Below are 15,751 nucleotides of genomic sequence, written 5' to 3' on the forward strand. Positions count from 1 at the left end.
GGCTGCTCCTACATCATGCTGAGGGCCCGGGAATCTATGGGGCCGGGTCGTTTCGCAGGCGGGCGATGACGGGTTCCACCTGGGACTCGCGGCCCAGCACGGCGCCGACGCGCGCCAACGTATCGGCCAGCTCCGCATCCCCGTCAGCGCGCAGCGTCGCATGGCCGACCTTGCGCCCGGGACGCGCGGCCTTGCCGTAGTCGTGCCAGTGTCCGCCAGCCTCGGCCAGCACCGCGACGGGGTCCGGCATCTCGCCGATCCAGTTGAGCATGCAGCTCCGGCCCAGCGCGCGCGTTGCGCCCAGCGGCAGTCCGAGCACGGCCCGCAGGTGGTTGCCGAACTGCGATGTCTCGGCGCCTTCGATCGTCCAGTGGCCTGAGTTGTGCACTCGCGGCGCCATCTCGTTGGCCAGCAGCTCGCCATCCCGGCAGAACAGTTCCAGCGCGAACACGCCGACATAATCCAGCGCTTCCGCCAACGCGCGGGCGTACTCCACCGCGCGGGCCTCCAGCAAAGGCGCCACGCGCGCCGGCGCAAGGCTGGCCGACAGCACGCCATCGACGTGCCAGTTTTCGGTTAGCGGCCAGGTGCGGAACTCGCCATCGCGGCCGCGCACGGCGACCACGCTCAGCTCGCGCTCGAAGGGCACGAAGGCCTCGAGGATCAGGCCCACGGTCACTGCCTGGGCACCAAGTGCCTCCCAGGCCGACGCAGCATCGGCTACCGCGCGGATCCGGTACTGGCCCTTGCCGTCATAGCCCAGGCGCCGGGTCTTGAGGATGCAGGGCACGCCGAGTTCGGCCACCGCGGCGTCGAGGTCGGCGCGGGTATCGACGGGCACGTAGCCGGGCACCGGGATGCCGAGCTCGCGGAACAGGGTCTTCTCGGCCAGCCGGTCCTGGCTGGTGCCGAGCGCGCGCGGGTTGGGGAACAGCGGCACCCGCTCGCCCAGCCACTGCGCGGACTCGGCGGGCACGTTCTCGAAATCGAAGGTGGCGATGTCGATGCCCGACGCGAATTCCGCCAGCACCCCTGCGTCGCGGTAGTCACCTACCAGCAGGGGCACGAGCTGTCCGGCGCAGGCGTCGGCGCTGGTGTCCATCACCGAGAAGCGCAGGCCCAGGGGTGCGCCGGCCAGGGCCATCATCCGCGCCAGTTGACCGCCGCCAAGGATGCCGACGGTGGTCATCGCACGCACCTCGCGCCGGAAGCCGGCCGGACGCCCGCGCTCATCGGCGCGGGTCGTCGCCGGCGGCGACGTCATCGGTCTGGCGCTGGCGGAAGGCATCCAGCGCGGCCCTGACGTCCGCGTCGCCCGCCGCGGCAAGCTGCGCCGCGGCAAACAGCGCCGCATTGGCCGCGCCGGCATTGCCGATCGCGAACGTCGCCACCGGCACGCCGGCCGGCATCTGCACGATCGACAGCAGCGAGTCCATGCCGTTGAGCGCCTTCGATTGCACCGGCACGCCCAGCACCGGCAGCGGCGTCTTGGACGCGATCATCCCCGGCAGGTGCGCAGCGCCGCCGGCACCGGCGATGATCACTTTCAGGCCGCGGTCGCGCGCGCCGGCCGCGTACTCGAACAGCACGTCGGGCGTGCGGTGCGCGGAAACAACGCGCACCTCGTGCGCGATGCCGAACTCTTCAAGCTTCTGCACCGCGTGCTGCATGGTGTCCCAGTCGGATCGCGAACCCATCACGACGCCGACGACGGGCGGACTGTTGGTGGCGGTCATTGGCCGTCCCCGGTGGCAAAGACGTATTCTAGCGGCCCCACGCCGCGACGTACCGCCATGGACCGCAAGCTGCTCGACATCCTCGTCTGCCCCGCCAGCCGCCAGCCGCTGGCGCTGCTGGAACCCGCAGGGCTCGACGCGCTGAACCGCGCCATCAACGCCGGTGGCGTGCAGCGCGGCGACGAGGCCGTGCAGGCCGAGCCACTGCGCGAAGCCCTGGTGACCCGCGATCGCCGCACCGTCTACCGCATCGACGACGGCATCCCGGTGCTGCTGGCCGAGGACGCGATCGCCACCGCGCAGGTCGGCGGCTTCCCGGGCGCATGAGCGCCGTCGGCACCGGTCCGGACGCCGCCATCGTCTCCGCCGACGTCGAGCGCGCGCTGGCCGAAGACATCGGCAGCGGCGACGTCACCGCCGCCCTGCTTCCGGACGCACCGGAATCGGCCTACCTGTTGTGCAAGGAGGACGCCGTGGTCTGCGGCCGGCCGTGGTTCGACGCCTGCCACCGCGCGCTGGACCCGGAGATCGCCATCGACTGGCGCTTCAGCGACGGCGACCACGTACGCGCCGGCACCGTGCTGGCCACGCTCCAGGGCCGCACCCGCGCCCTGGTCAGCGCTGAGCGCACCTCGCTCAACTTCATGCAAACGCTGTCCGGCACGGCGACCACCGTGGCCGCACACGTGGAAGCCGTGCGCGGCACCCGTGCGCGCATCCTCGACACCCGCAAGACCCTGCCCGGCCTGCGCATCGCGCAGAAGTACGCGGTACGCGTGGGCGGCGGCGACAACCACCGCATGGGCCTGCACGATGCGGTGATGCTCAAGGAAAACCACGTGCGCGCCGCCGGCTCCATCGCCGCGGCCATCGCGGCCGCGCGCGCCAGCCAGCCGCGGCTACCGCTGATCGTGGAGGTCGAGACCCTGGCCGAGCTGCGCGACGCGCTCGAGGCCGGCTGCGACCGCATCCTCATCGATGACTTCGACGCCGACACCCGCCGCGAGGCGGTGCGCATCACGGCGGGCCGGATTCCGCTCGAGGTGTCGGGTGGGGTCGACCTGGATTCACTGCGCGCGATCGCCGCCGACGGCGTCGATTGCATCTCGATCGGCGGCCTGACCAAGCATGTGCAGGCAATCGACCTTTCGCTGAAGCTCGGGCCGGTTCCGGCCTAGCTGGCGCTAGCGCAGCAACAGCCACGCCGCCGCGGCCAGCACGGCGAGCGCGGCGACCCACCACCATGCGGATACTGCGGAGCCCCCCGCCGCACGCCTTGGCTTGCGCCCCGGCCGTGGGCGTTCGACCGCAGCGCCCGGTGCCACCACGCGGAAGCGCAGCACGTCGAAGCCCAGCTCGTCGCCATGCTGCGCCCAGGCGCGCTGCCGCGGCTCCTCGTTGAGCAGCCAGCCGTTGGTGGAGTCGAGGTCTTCCACCAGCAGGCCCTCCGCGGTCGGCGTCAGCCGAACGTGCTGGCGTGAGATCCCCGGGTGATCGAGGTGGATCCCGGAGTCCGGCGCGCGGCCGAGCACCGTTGGCCCCACCAGTGGGAATGTGCGACCGAAGCCCGCCCCAGCCACGCCGCGCAGCACGTAGCGCGGCAGCGCCGGACGCACGACGGTGGCCGTGGTTGCCGCGCGCGCGATCGGTGACGGCGTCGGCAGGTCGAGGGTTTCATCTGCGTTGCGGAGGCTGTTCATAGGTGGAAACTGGGATGTGGTGCGTGAAGCCCGCGCAAAGGCTTGCTCAAACTGCGGGTTGGCCCCAGATTGCACAGCCATGCCCAGTCTCATCCTGCTAATGATAGCCGGCGCCATCGCCTACGCGTGGTGGAACGCGGCCCGCGCGGCCAGCGAACACGCCATCGACGTCGGCCGCGCCGCCTGCCGTACTGCCGGCGTGCAGTTGCTCGACCAGACCGTGCATGCCATCGGGTCGCGCCTGCGCCGCCGCAGCGACGGGCGACTCGGGCTGGAGCGGAGCTTCCGCTTCGAGTATTCGCACGATGGCACCGACCGCCAGCGCGGCCGCATGGTCTTCCACGGAAACCGGCTGGTGTCGTTCACCGGCCCGGCACCGGCGGTGGCGTCCAGCCTGCAGGGCGACGACTGAGCCACGCCGACCTGGCCCTGACGGATCGCCTACTTGATCACGCGCAGGTGCGCACCGCGGCGCGGGGTTGGTGAACCATCGTCGTCACCGTCGCCGTCATCGCTTCCGTCGCCGCCGCGATCCTCGCGCGGGGCTTCGTCATCCACGCCGCCGGGCACCACGCCGAGCACGACTTCGCTACCGGACGTTCCACGGACATCTTCGTCGGCGCCCGCCGCATCGCCGTCCGTGCCGCCTGCGGTACCGCCCACCTGGTCATCGGGCAGCGCCATGCCCTGCCCGGTCTCCCGGGCATAGATGGCCAGCACTGCGCCGACCGGCACCGTCACCGGATGGCTGACACCGCCAAAGCGCGCGGTGAAGCTCACCGCCTCGTTGTCCATGTGCAATCGGGAGACCGCGCGCTCGGCGACGTTGAGCACCACGCGCCCGTCCTTCACGGTATGGGGGGGCACGCGCACGCCGGGACCGAGCGCATCCACCAGAAGGTGGGGCGTCATCCCGTTGTCCACGATCCATTCGTACAGCGCCCGCAGCAGGTAGGGGCGGTGGCTGGTCATCCGGGACACGTCATTCATGCCCGGATTCTACCGCGAGCCGGGGTCAGGCCGGCAGCTCGCGCAGATGGCGCTCCTGCGGGGTCAGGCTGCGCGTGAACCCGGGGTTGCGGAAAATCCTGCTGCCATAGTCCTCGATCGCCTTGCCATCCTTCGGCAGCGGCACGCCAAGCGCTTCCAGGCGCCAGATGATCGGCGCCATCGCGCAGTCGGCGAGGCTCATTTCGGGATTGAGGAAGAACTTGTAGGCCTTGAACAACGGCACGGACGCGGTCAGCAAGTCCTTCAGGCGCTTGCGCGCGGCATCGGCCTGGGCCTTGGTGCCGGTCTGGATCATGCGCACCTCGGGCACCCAGTCGTGCTCGAGGCGCAGCATCGCCAGGCGCAGCCGCGCGCGGGACAGCGGATCGACCGGCATCAGCGGCGGATGCGGATAACGCTCGTCCAGGTACTCGGTGACCACGCTCGAGGCGTACAGCACCAGGTCCCGCTCCACCAGGGTCGGCACCGAATGATAGGGATTGAGGTCGAGCAGGTCCTCGGGCGGGTCCTTGGGATCGACGGTGATCAGGTCGTAGGTAACGCCCTTGGCCGCGAGCACCAGCCGCACGCGGTGGCACAGGACATCATCGGCGGAGGAAAAGAGCGTGAGTGCATTACGCATGCGCGGACTCGCTGCCATCATCGAACAACTCCCTTCAGTGCACGTCCTTCCAGTATTCCTTCTTCAGCAGCCACGCCAGGAAGGTGAAGAATGCGAGGAACAGCAGTACCCACACGCCGATCGCCTCGCGCTTGACCGCCACCGGCTCACCGGCGTACTCGAGGAACGCGGTGATGTCGCGCGCAGCCTGGTCGAACTGCAGCGGATCCATGGTGCCCGGCGATGCCACTTCCAGGCGATCGATCAGCGGATCGCCCGTAGCCTCGTCCTTGCCACCGTAGATCGGGCGCTGGATGCCTTGCATTTCCCACAGCACGTTCGGCATCGACGCGTTGGGGAACACGGTGTTGTTCCAGCCAAGCGGACGCTCCTCGTCGATGTAGAAGGCTTTGAGGTAGCTGAAGATCCAGTCTCCGCCGCGCACGCGCGAGGTCAGGCTGAGGTCGGGCGGCACGGTCCCGAACCAGTCGCCGGCGTGCTCGGCCGGCATCGCGGTCAGGATCTGCTCGCCGAACGCGGCGCCGGTGAAGTTGAGGTTGGCCATCACCTCGTCTTCGGTCAGCCCGAGGTCCTCTGCCATGCGCGAGTAGCGCAGGTACTTCAGCGAATGGCAGGAGGAGCAGTAGTTCATGTACAGCTGCGCGCCACGCTGCAGCGACGCCTTGTCGCTGAGGTCGGTACCGGCGTGCTGCACCGGGCCACCGGCCGCGGCCAGGGCCGAGAACGAGAGCAGCATGGAGGCCGCGAACACCGCGACGCGGCTGATGAGGGTCATGGGCTTAGTCATGCGTGGTCACCCGATCCGGCACCGGCTTGGTCTTGTCGAGCTTCGTCCACAGCGGCATGGTGATGAAGAAGGCGAAGTAGAAGAAGGTCAGGAAGCGGCCGATGATGGTCTCGACCGGGTCGGTACCCGGGCCGGCGCCGATCTTGCCCAGCCAGATGAAGGTGAGCGCGAACAGGCCGAGCAGCACCTTCGACATCAGGCCGCGGTAGCGATACGACTTGACCTTGGCGCGGTCGAGCCAGGGCACCAGGAACAGGATCGCGATGGCGCCGAACATCACCAGCACGCCGCCGAGCTTGTCCGGCACCACGCGCAACATCGCGTAGTACGGCGTGTAGTACCACACCGGCTTGATGTGCTCGGGCGTCACCAGGTGGTTGGCCTCGGTGAAGTTGTCATGCTCGAGGAACCAGCCGCCGAAGGCCGGCGCGAAGAAGATGATGAAGGCCGCGATCATCAGGAAGAAGCCCACGCCCACCAGGTCCTTGACCGTGTAGTAGGGGTGGAACGGGATGCCGTCGGCCGGCTTGTTCGCGTCCCAACGGTTGCCCTTGGGGCCCTTCTTGATGTCGACGCCGTCGGGGTTGTTCGAGCCCACTTCATGCAGCGCGCCCAGGTGCAGCACGACCAGCAGCAGCAGCACCAGCGGCAGCGCGATCACGTGCAGCGCGAAAAAGCGGTTGAGCGTGGCATCGCTGGGCAGGTAGTCGCCCATGATCCATTCGACCAGGCCGTTGCCGATGATCGGGATCGCGCCGAACAGCGAGATGATCACCTTCGCGCCCCAGAACGACATCTGGCCCCAGGGCAGCACGTAGCCCAGGAAGGCCTCCGCCATGAGCACCAGGTAGATCAGCATGCCGAGGATCCACACCAGCTCGCGCGGCTTCTGGTAGCTGCCGTACATCAGCCCGCGGAACATGTGCAGGTAAACGACGATGAAGAACAGCGAGGCGCCGGTGGAGTGCATGTAGCGGATCAGCCAGCCCCACTCGACGTCGCGCATGATGTATTCGACCGAGGAGAAGGCCTCGGCCGCGGACGGCTTGTAGTGCATCGTCAGGAAGATGCCGGTGACGAGCTGGTTGACCAGCACCAGCATGGCCAGCGAGCCCATGTAGTACCAGAAGTTGAAGTTCTTCGGCGCGTAGTACTCGGTCATGTGCTTGCGGTACATCGGCATCATGCCGGGCGCACGCTCGTTGACCCAGTCCATCAGGTTGTTGGCGGTTCGCGTGATCACGTTCGACATGGCTTACGCGGCCCCCTGCGGATCGACGCCGATGACGATGGTGTTGTCGTCGACGAAATGGTGCGGTGGCACCACGAGGTTGGTCGGTGCCGGCACGCCCTGGTAGACGCGGCCGGCCATGTCGAACTTCGACTTGTGGCAGGGGCAGAAGTAGCCGCCCTTCCAGTTGGCGTCGAACGGTGCCGGGCGGATCTCGGCGACCATTTCCGGCGAGCAGCCCAGGTGGGTGCAGATGCCCACGAGCACGGAGATCTCCGGCTTCAGCGAGCGCAGTTCGGGGTTCGCCTCGCGGATGTACTCCGGCTGCTGCTCGATGTTCTCGGACATCGGATCGCGCAGCTGGTCGTCCAGCGTCGGCAGCAACTGCAGGACTTCCTGCGAGCGCTTGACGATCCAGATCGGCTGGCCGCGCCACTCGAACACCAGGCGCTCGCCCTCGGCCAGCGCACTGATGTCCGCGGTCACGGGCGCGCCCGCGAGCTGCGCGCGCTGGCTCGGGAACCAGGTCTTGACGAATGGAACCACGGCCACGCCGGCGCCCGCGGCGCCGACCACCGCAGTGGTGGCTGTCAGGAAGCGGCGGCGGCCATGATCGACCGTGCCCCCCTCGACAGGATCCAGAACCCCTTCATTGCCCATCCGCCACTCCGAAAAATCGTACGGTCGCCATGTGTAAGTCGCTGTCCCGGCGGGGCCCGGCCTGCCGGCCCGCCGCCAAAGACAATGAAGTGTAGCGGAACGCCGATTCAGGGGACAACGTGGAACACGCGGTTCCGCCACGCCGGCCGCTCAATTGGCCGCCAACTGCCCCCGATAGCGAGCCGCAAGGACGCCCACGCGCTCGACGTAGCGCCGGGTTTCCTTGTACGGCGGCACGCCCTTGTGGCGATCGACCGCGCCTTCGCCGGCGTTGTAGCCCGCAGCGGCCAGGGTCAGGTCGCCGTTGAAGCGCTTGAGCAACCAGGCCAGATACCGGACCCCGCCGCGGATGTTCTGCGCGGGATCGAAGGCATTGGTGACCCCGAAGCGGTCGGCGGTGGCCGGCATCAGCTGCATCAGGCCCTGGGCACCGACGCGCGACAGCGCATTCGGGTTGAAGGCGGATTCTGCATGCATCACTGCGCGGATCACCGCTTCCTCGACACCGAACTCCGTCGCCGCCGCCTTGACCTCGGCATCGTAGGCGCTGGTGTTGAGGCGGACGTTGCCGAAGTTCAGGCCAGGTGAGCCGCAGGCGTAGCAGGTTTCGAAGAAGCTGTAGCTGATCGTGCGCAGCGCCGAGGCGCCGCCGCCGCCAGCGGGCTTGCGGCTGGTGTAGTGGCGCACGCCGTCCTTGACGTAGGAGTAGACCTGGCCCTGGACCAGGCGCCGCGCGCCGCTGCCCGACGAGGGCGCGGACGGAACCTGCACCACCGCGGGTGCCGTGGAACCGGCGCCCATGAAGCTGGCCGGCGCGTTGGCATCCAGCGAGGCGGGCGATCCCTGGACCGCGGTCGATGCGTTCACCGCCCCGACGGCGCCCGGCGTGGTGGACGGCTGGCTGGGACGGGACGGTCGGCTGGGCCGGTAGGTACTGGCAACGGTGCAGCTCGCGCCCTTGATGCGCTTGCTGACATAGCTCGCCACGCCGTCACCGGCGTCGCAGCGGTAGATGGTGCCGGCCACGGCCGGGCCGGCCGCCGCCATGCAGGCAAGGCCGATCGTCGCCGCGCAGGCGAAACCCGTGAATTTGCCGTAGCGATTCATCCCCGCCCCTCCATCGCGCGCAGTCTCCATGCTTGAGGCGGCCTTGCCAAGGCCTGAAACCGTGACCATACCCAAGGAAACGGCCACCCACCGCCCCTCCGGCCATTGCCTGAGGGGTACCGACCCACCTCGGGATGACCGCGGCGCCCGTTTCGCAGCCATAGCTGCTCCTACAGGACCGGGCCAGAGGGGCTTTGGCGCATTCGCGGCTGCAGCTCCTGCAACAGCGGGGCTGCGGCGTGGCTTTCGCGGGGTTTAGACTGGCGGCTCCGCATCTGCCATCCGGCCCGGACTGACCGCCGTGCCCCGGAACCACCATGACCACCAAGACCCCGCCGGGCTCCACGCCCGAAGCCGCCGCCGCGCCCGCCCGCAAGCTGTTCATCCAGACCCACGGCTGCCAGATGAACGAGTACGACTCGGCGCGCATGGCCGACGTGCTGGCCGCCTCCGACGGACTCGAACTCACCACGAACGTCGACGAAGCCGACGTGATCCTGGTCAATACCTGCTCGATCCGCGAAAAGGCACAGGAGAAGGTGTTCAGCCAGCTGGGCCGCTGGAAGTCGCTCAAGCAGGGCGGCCGTCCGGTGCTGATCGGCGTCGGCGGCTGCGTCGCCAGCCAGGAGGGCGCGGCGATCGTGAAGCGCGCGCCGTACGTCGACCTGGTGTTCGGCCCGCAGACCCTGCACCGGCTGCCCGAGATGCTCCGCGGGCGCCGCGAGACCGGCCTGCCCCAGGTCGACATCAGCTTCCCGGAGATCGAGAAGTTCGACCGCCTGCCCGAGCCGCGCGCCGATGGCCCCAGCGCCTTCGTCTCGATCATGGAGGGTTGCAGCAAGTACTGCTCGTTCTGCGTGGTGCCCTACACACGCGGCGAGGAGGTCAGCCGGCCGTTCGAGGACGTGCTGGTCGAGGTCATGCAGCTGGCCGCGCAGGGCGTGCGCGAGGTGAACCTGCTGGGCCAGAACGTCAACGCCTATCGCGGGCCGATCGCCGCGGCCGACGCCGCGGACGGGGATTCCGGCGGTGACCCGACAGCGGGCGGGCCGGAGTTCGCCGACCTCGGCCTGCTGATCCGCACAATCGCCGAGATCGAGGGCATCGACCGCATCCGCTTCACCACCTCGCATCCGCTGGAGTTCTCGGATTCACTGATCGAGGCCTACCGCGACGTGCCGCAGCTCGCCAACTACCTGCACCTGCCCGTGCAGTCCGGCAGCGACCGCATCCTGTCGGCGATGAAGCGGGGCTACACGGCGCTGGAGTTCAAGCAGAAGATCCGCAGGCTGCGCGCGGTGCGGCCCGACATCTCGATTTCGTCCGACTTCATCGTCGGCTTCCCGGGCGAAACCGACGCCGACTTCGAGAAGACCATGAAGCTGATCGAGGAGGTGGGCTTCGACCAGTCGTTCTCCTTCATCTATTCGCGCCGCCCGGGCACGCCCGCCGCCGACCTCGAAGACAAGGTGACGGCCGCGGAAAAGCACGCGCGGCTGTCTCGGTTGCAGGCGCGCATCAACGACCACGCCGCGGGCATCTCGCGGGCGATGCTCGGGAGCGTGCAGAAGGTGCTGGTCACCGGACCGTCGCGCAAGGACCCGAACGAGCTCACCGGCAAGACCGAGAACATGCGCTCGGTGAACTTCGCCGGCCCGCCGCGACTGGTCGGCCAGTTCGTCGACGTGCTGATCACCGGCGCACTCAGCAACTCGCTGCGCGGCCGGGTGGCCACGGTCGATGCATCCGCCGAAGCACCGGTCGGGGCCTGAGGAGACGCCGTGGCCCCGCGGCGCCAGCACGCGGACGCGCCGCCACCGCGCAGGCGGCTCGACCCGCTGGGGCTGTGGCTTTGCGGCTTGGCCATCCTGGGCCTGGCGCGCACCTGGATGTACCTGGTGCGCGACGGCGGCGCGGCCGGCGCCGTTGGCTGGATCTGGTTTGGCGGATCGCTGCTGATGGCCGTGATCGGCTTCGTTCTGCTGGCGCGCGGCCTGCCGGTCGTTGCCCGCCCCCAGCCTGGCCGGACGGACCGTCCACCGCCGCGGTAAGCATCGGCCGGGCCGTGGATCGGGTCCGGCAGCCAGCCGGGCCAGGGTGCGCCGGCGCAATCCCCGGTGCAGCGCCCAGCCACCCGTCACAGCGCGACCATGGTCCCGGGACGGGCGGCACGCTACCCTTCCCCGCCTATGGCCAGCACACACCAGCGCGACTTCACCCTCGAACCCGCCGACACCGAACGGCTGGCCAACCTCAGCGGGCCCTTCGACGGCCACCTGCGCCAGATCGAACTGGCGCTTGGCGTGGAGATCGCCAATCGCGGCAACATATTCCGCGTCACCGGCGACGATGCCGGGCGCGTCGATGGCGCCGAGCGCCTGCTGCACGACCTCTATGGCGAAGCCGGCACCGAAACCTTCGATGGCCACGCGATCAACCTGCGCCTGAACGCAGTCCGCGCCGCCCAGGACGACCAGGACGCCGGCAGCAGCGCCCGGGCCGCGCGCAACGCCGACCCGGATTTCGTGCCCCAGGACGTCGCGATCCGGGTCAAGCGCGGCACCATCCGCGGCCGCGGCGCGAACCAGCAGAAGTACCTGCACGCGATCGCCACCCACGACATCAACTTCGGCATCGGCCCGGCCGGCACCGGCAAGACCTTCCTGGCCGTGGCCAGCGCGGTCGAGGCGCTCAACGAATCGCGCGTGCAGCGCCTGGTGCTGGTGCGTCCGGCGGTCGAGGCCGGCGAGAAGCTCGGCTTCCTGCCCGGCGACCTGTCGCAGAAGGTCGATCCCTACCTGCGCCCGCTGTACGACGCGCTCTACGAAATGATGGGCGTGGAAACCGTGCTCCGGCTGCTGGAGAAGAACGTCATCGAGATCGCGCCGCTGGCCTACATGCGCGGGCGCACCCTCAACGACGCCTACGTGATCCTCGACGAGGCCCAGAACACCACCATCGAGCAGATGAAGATGTTCCTGACCCGGCTCGGCTTCGGCAGCACGGCGGTGGTCACCGGCGACCTCACCCAGATCGACCTGCCGAAGTCGGTGAAGTCGGGCCTGCGCGACGCGGTCGAGGTGCTGCACGACGTTGAAGGCGCCAGCTTCACCTTCTTCGAGTCGCGCGACGTGGTCCGCCATCCGCTGGTGGCGCGCATCGTCAACGCCTACGAGCGCCGCGACGCGCAGGACGCGTCCAGCGGCCCGGCGTAGACTGCCGCCCATGACCAAGGGTCCGGTCCGCCTCGATGTCGCCGTTGGCTATGCCCTGCCCCGCGCCGGGCTGCCGGCGGCGGTGAGCTTCCGCAAATGGGTGGCCGCGGCGCTGGCCGGACGCATCCGCGAGGCCGACCTCGCCATCCGCCTGGTGGACGCGAAGGAAGGCCGGTCCCTCAACCGCCACTACCGCGGCAAGGACTACGCCACCAACGTGCTCAGCTTCCCGGCCGAGCTTGACGAAGACATCAAGCTGCCCCCCGGCGTGCACATGCCGCTGCTGGGCGACCTGGTGCTCTGCGCTCCGGTCATCGCCCGCGAGGCCCGCGAACAGGGCAAGCCGCTGGCCGCCCATTACGCCCACCTGACCGTCCACGGCAGCCTGCACCTGCTGGGCTGGGACCACGGCAACGACGTCGAGGCCGAGGCGATGGAGCAACTGGAGCGGGACATCCTGGCCGGACTGGGCATCGACGATCCCTACCGCGCGGCCTGAGCGGACGCGGTAAACTGCAGGGCCGCCCTTCCCCCAGGGCGATGACACGAGCGAGATGTCCGAAGACGACAGTAGTAGCCAGGGCAACAACGGTGCCACTCCGGATCACCCGGAACGGCGCCGCGGCTGGCTGGAGCGCCTGAGCTCCGCGATTTCCGGTGATCCCAGCACGCGCGACGACCTCGTCGAGCTGCTGCGCGATGCCCAGGCCGACGGCCTGGTCGAAGCCGACACCCTGCGCATGATGGAAGGTGCCATCGCGGTGTCCGACATGACCGTGGGCGACGTCATGGTCCCGCGCTCGCAGATGGTCTCGCTGCCGGTCGAATCCCGCTTCATCGACCTGATGAAGGACGTGGTCGAATCCGGCCACTCGCGCTTCCCGGTGCACGGCGACGACAAGGACGAGATCCTGGGCATCCTCCTGGCCAAGGACCTGCTGCGCGGCGTGGTCGCCGACAACGGCCCGGGCACGGTGCGCGAGCTGCTGCGCCCGGCGGTGCTGATCCCGGAGTCGAAGAAGCTCAACGTGCTGCTGCGCGAGTTCCGCCAGTCGCGCAACCACATGGCGATCGTGATCGACGAGTACGGCGGCGTGGCCGGCGTGATCACGATCGAGGACGTGCTCGAGGAAATCGTCGGCGAGATCGACGACGAGCACGACGATGCCAACGATCCTGACGCGCAGATCGCCGCCCAGGCCGACGGCCAGTACGTCGTCGACGCGCTGACCCCGATCGACGACTTCAACGAGCGTTTCGGCGCCGACTTCGACGACGACGAGTACGACACCATCGGCGGCCTGGTCACTGCCGCCATCGGCCACCTGCCTGAAACCGGCGAGGAGCTGACGCTGGGCCGGTTCAGCTTCCGCGTCGCCAGCGCCGACGCGCGCCGGCTGCATGCGCTGCACCTGTCGATCCATGGCGACTGAGTCCCGCCGGGCAGCCGCCGGCATGCCCGCGGGCCCCGATCGCACGCCACGCGCCATGCGCACCCTTGCCCGGCGCCTGGCCCGCACCCTGCTGCTGGTGCTCCTCGCCTGCACGCTGCCGGCTCTGGCGGCGCCGCGCATCGGCGTGGCCACCATGCAGCCGGGCGAGATCTTCTTCGAACGCTTCGGCCACAACGCGATCGTGGTCGACGACCCGGCGGCCGGCCCGCCGCTCTCCTACAACTTCGGCTTCTTTGATCCAACCGAGCCGGATTTCGTGGCCCGGTTCGCGCGCGGCGACATGCGCTACCGCCTGGTCGTCCTGCCGCTCACCGACGACCTTGCCTACTATCGCGACGTCGGCCGTGGCGTTTCGATCCAATGGCTTGATCTCGACGCCACCCAGGCCGCCGGCCTCGCCGCCCGTCTCGCCGAAAACGCGCGCCCCGAGAACGCCGAGTACGCCTACGACTACTTCACCGACAACTGCTCAACGCGCGTGCGCGACGCCATCGACGAGAGCCTTGGCGGTGCGCTGCGCCGCCATATGCAGGGGCGTTCGCAGGGCAATACCTACCGCAGCGAAGCCGTACGCCTGGCACGCCCCGCGGCCTGGATGGCGCTGGGCTTCGATCTCGGCCTGGGGCCCGCCGCCGACCGCCCCAACGCGCTCTGGGACGATGCCTTCGTGCCGATGCGACTGGCCACCGCACTGCGCGACGTGAGCCATGCGGACGGGCGGCCGCTGGTGGCATCGGAGGAAGCGCTGCTGCCGCACCGGATCGGCCCCGAGCCCGAACCGCGCCGGGTCGCCTGGGTCCCGTGGCTTGTTGCAGGACTCGCGCTGGCCGCGTTCGCCTGGTCGCAGCGCGGGCGCCCCCGCGCCGTGGCGTGGGCGGCGATGGCGACCTGGCTGGCCTGCGCCCTGGTCGGTGCACTCATGCTTTACATCTGGCTGGGCACCGCGCACCGCTTCGGCTGGGCCAACCACAACCTGGTGTTGTTCAATCCGCTGTGCCTGCTGCTGCTCCCGGGCGCATGGCGCGTCGCACGTGGTGGCGAAGGCGGCACGGCGTTCCGGGTCCTGTCGGCGATCGTCGCCGCGCTGGTGCTGCTGTCACCGTTCCTGCTGTGGATGCCGCTGCAGTCACAACGCAACGGCCACTGGATCGCCCTGATGCTGCCGCTGCATCTGGCCCTGGTGGCGGTCCTTCGCCGCCCCCGGCGCGAAGGCGCATGATGCGGCGATGACCGCCCCCGCGCCGCCGCTGCCCGCCTGCGTCATCAACAGCGCCGCATATGACCGCGAAGGCCGGCGGCGCGACATCAGCCTCGACGAAATCAGCGATGTGCTCGCCGTTGATGACGGCAGCTTCGTCTGGGTCGGGCTGTTCGAGCCCGACGAGGCGGTGCTGGCCAAGCTGCAGGAGGAGTTCGACCTGCATGCGCTTGCCGTCGAGGACGCCCACCACGCCCACCAGCGCCCGAAGCTGGAAGCCTATGGCGACTCGCTGTTCGTCACGACCAACACCGCGCAGGTGGTCGACGAACGCATCCGCTACGGCGAAACCCATGCCTTCCTGGGCGCGCGCTACCTGGTGACCGTGCGCCATGGCGCCTCGGCGTCCTACACCCCTGCGCGGGCGCGGGTGGAGCGCAATCCGGGGTTGCTGGGGCTGGGTCCCGGCTTCGCCCTGTATGCGGTGCTCGACGCCATCGTCGACGACTACGTGCCGATCGTGGACGAGTTCAAGGCGACGCTGCTGGCGTTGGAACAGGACATCTTCCGCGACACCTTCCACCGCGGCATCCTGCGCCGCCTGTACGACCTCAAGCGCGAACTGACGTACATGCGCGTGGCCCTGACCCCGATGCAGGACGTGTTGTCGCAGCTGCTGCGCAGCAGCACGCCCCTGCTGCACGACGAGATCCGCCTGTACCTGCGCGACGTGCTGGACCATTCGGTGCGGATCAACGACAGCATCGACATGCTCCGCGACATGCTGGGCACGGCGATCAGCGTCAACCAGGCGCTGGTGACGCTGGCACAGGGCGAGGTCGTGAAGCGCCTCGCCGGCTGGGCCGCGCTGCTGGCCGCGCCCACCCTGATCACCAGCTGGTACGGCATGAACTTCGCACACATGCCCGAGCTGTCGGGCCGCTGGAGCTATCCGGTCCTGGTGGGGGTGGTGGCGGTGGTGGTGGTCGCGCTCTACTCGTACCTGCGCAAGGTGCGGTGGCTCTGAGCA

General features: G+C 69.2%; 18 protein-coding genes and 1 pseudogene. 10 read left to right on the forward strand and 9 right to left on the reverse strand.

Annotated features, from left to right (window positions below):
- Positions 1-34: 34 nt before the first annotated feature.
- Both ACW7GZ_RS01425 and purE read right to left on the reverse strand, forming a co-directional pair.
- The gene (locus ACW7GZ_RS01425; RefSeq protein ID WP_457007449.1) at positions 35-1,189 is read right to left on the reverse strand and encodes a 5-(carboxyamino)imidazole ribonucleotide synthase; all 1,155 of its coding nucleotides are present in this window, start codon (positions 1,187-1,189) and stop codon (positions 35-37) included.
- 40 nt (positions 1,190-1,229) lie between these two features.
- Complete coding sequence (purE, locus tag ACW7GZ_RS01430; protein WP_457001533.1) at positions 1,230-1,736, reverse strand: 5-(carboxyamino)imidazole ribonucleotide mutase; 507 nt, start codon at positions 1,734-1,736, stop codon at positions 1,230-1,232.
- A gap of 57 nt (positions 1,737-1,793) precedes the next feature.
- On the opposite strand from purE, the gene ACW7GZ_RS01435 reads away from it, so the two are divergent.
- Positions 1,794-2,063 (forward strand): Trm112 family protein, encoded by a 270-nt coding sequence (locus ACW7GZ_RS01435; protein ID WP_457001531.1) that lies wholly within the window; start codon positions 1,794-1,796, stop codon positions 2,061-2,063.
- Complete coding sequence (nadC, locus tag ACW7GZ_RS01440; RefSeq protein ID WP_457001529.1) at positions 2,060-2,914, forward strand: carboxylating nicotinate-nucleotide diphosphorylase; 855 nt, start codon at positions 2,060-2,062, stop codon at positions 2,912-2,914. The genes ACW7GZ_RS01435 and nadC overlap by 4 nt, the downstream gene beginning before the upstream one ends.
- A gap of 6 nt (positions 2,915-2,920) precedes the next feature.
- Here nadC and ACW7GZ_RS01445 read toward each other — a convergent pair whose 3' ends face one another.
- A complete protein-coding gene (locus tag ACW7GZ_RS01445) occupies positions 2,921-3,436 on the reverse strand; it encodes an FHA domain-containing protein (RefSeq protein ID WP_457007451.1) in 516 nt (171 codons plus the stop codon).
- A gap of 79 nt (positions 3,437-3,515) precedes the next feature.
- Between ACW7GZ_RS01445 and ACW7GZ_RS01450 the strand changes: the two genes are divergently transcribed.
- Positions 3,516-3,848: a DUF3301 domain-containing protein gene (locus ACW7GZ_RS01450; RefSeq protein WP_457001526.1), complete on the forward strand. Its 333-nt coding sequence runs from the start codon at positions 3,516-3,518 to the stop codon at positions 3,846-3,848.
- A gap of 29 nt (positions 3,849-3,877) precedes the next feature.
- Here the strand turns inward: ACW7GZ_RS01450 and ACW7GZ_RS01455 are convergent, their stop codons facing one another.
- The 6 genes from ACW7GZ_RS01455 to ACW7GZ_RS01480 all read right to left on the reverse strand — a co-directional run bounded on the left by ACW7GZ_RS01455 (position 3,878) and on the right by ACW7GZ_RS01480 (position 8,794).
- Positions 3,878-4,426 (reverse strand): ClpXP protease specificity-enhancing factor, encoded by a 549-nt coding sequence (locus ACW7GZ_RS01455; protein WP_457001524.1) that lies wholly within the window; start codon positions 4,424-4,426, stop codon positions 3,878-3,880.
- A gap of 25 nt (positions 4,427-4,451) precedes the next feature.
- Positions 4,452-5,087 carry a glutathione S-transferase N-terminal domain-containing protein gene (locus ACW7GZ_RS01460; protein ID WP_457001522.1) on the reverse strand — a complete coding sequence of 212 codons (636 nt, stop codon included), beginning with the start codon at positions 5,085-5,087 and terminating at the stop codon, positions 4,452-4,454.
- A gap of 16 nt (positions 5,088-5,103) precedes the next feature.
- Entirely contained in the window at positions 5,104-5,856 is a 753-nt protein-coding gene (locus tag ACW7GZ_RS01465; protein WP_457001520.1) for a cytochrome c1, read from the reverse strand.
- Positions 5,849-7,108 carry a cytochrome b gene (locus ACW7GZ_RS01470; protein ID WP_457007453.1) on the reverse strand — a complete coding sequence of 420 codons (1,260 nt, stop codon included), beginning with the start codon at positions 7,106-7,108 and terminating at the stop codon, positions 5,849-5,851. Before ACW7GZ_RS01470 ends, ACW7GZ_RS01465 begins: the two co-directional genes overlap by 8 nt.
- 3 nt (positions 7,109-7,111) lie before the next feature.
- Complete coding sequence (petA, locus tag ACW7GZ_RS01475; RefSeq protein ID WP_457001517.1) at positions 7,112-7,747, reverse strand: ubiquinol-cytochrome c reductase iron-sulfur subunit; 636 nt, start codon at positions 7,745-7,747, stop codon at positions 7,112-7,114.
- 150 nt (positions 7,748-7,897) lie between these two features.
- Positions 7,898-8,794: a transglycosylase SLT domain-containing protein gene (locus ACW7GZ_RS01480; RefSeq protein ID WP_457007953.1), complete on the reverse strand. Its 897-nt coding sequence runs from the start codon at positions 8,792-8,794 to the stop codon at positions 7,898-7,900.
- A 434-nt stretch (positions 8,795-9,228) separates the two neighbouring features.
- Between ACW7GZ_RS01480 and miaB the strand changes: the two are divergent.
- The 7 genes and pseudogenes from miaB to ACW7GZ_RS01515 form a co-directional block, all read left to right on the forward strand.
- Positions 9,229-10,626 (forward strand): annotated as a pseudogene (miaB, locus tag ACW7GZ_RS01485) (tRNA (N6-isopentenyl adenosine(37)-C2)-methylthiotransferase MiaB); the annotation flags it as partial.
- A 9-nt stretch (positions 10,627-10,635) separates the two neighbouring features.
- Entirely contained in the window at positions 10,636-10,905 is a 270-nt protein-coding gene (locus ACW7GZ_RS01490) for a hypothetical protein (RefSeq protein WP_457007455.1), read from the forward strand.
- A 138-nt stretch (positions 10,906-11,043) separates the two neighbouring features.
- Positions 11,044-12,069 (forward strand): PhoH family protein, encoded by a 1,026-nt coding sequence (locus ACW7GZ_RS01495; RefSeq protein ID WP_457007457.1) that lies wholly within the window; start codon positions 11,044-11,046, stop codon positions 12,067-12,069.
- A gap of 10 nt (positions 12,070-12,079) precedes the next feature.
- Positions 12,080-12,568 carry an rRNA maturation RNase YbeY gene (ybeY, locus tag ACW7GZ_RS01500; RefSeq protein ID WP_457001511.1) on the forward strand — a complete coding sequence of 163 codons (489 nt, stop codon included), beginning with the start codon at positions 12,080-12,082 and terminating at the stop codon, positions 12,566-12,568.
- A 55-nt stretch (positions 12,569-12,623) separates the two neighbouring features.
- The gene (locus ACW7GZ_RS01505) at positions 12,624-13,502 is read left to right on the forward strand and encodes an HlyC/CorC family transporter (RefSeq protein WP_457001509.1); all 879 of its coding nucleotides are present in this window, start codon (positions 12,624-12,626) and stop codon (positions 13,500-13,502) included.
- Positions 13,503-13,557: 55 nt separating this feature from the next.
- Positions 13,558-14,742 (forward strand): lipoprotein N-acyltransferase Lnb domain-containing protein, encoded by a 1,185-nt coding sequence (locus tag ACW7GZ_RS01510; protein ID WP_457007459.1) that lies wholly within the window; start codon positions 13,558-13,560, stop codon positions 14,740-14,742.
- Between the two features lie 7 nt (positions 14,743-14,749).
- The gene (locus tag ACW7GZ_RS01515; protein WP_457001505.1) at positions 14,750-15,748 is read left to right on the forward strand and encodes a magnesium and cobalt transport protein CorA; all 999 of its coding nucleotides are present in this window, start codon (positions 14,750-14,752) and stop codon (positions 15,746-15,748) included.
- The last annotated feature ends 3 nt before the right edge of the window (positions 15,749-15,751 follow it).

The organism is Luteimonas sp. A537 (assembly GCF_054052065.1).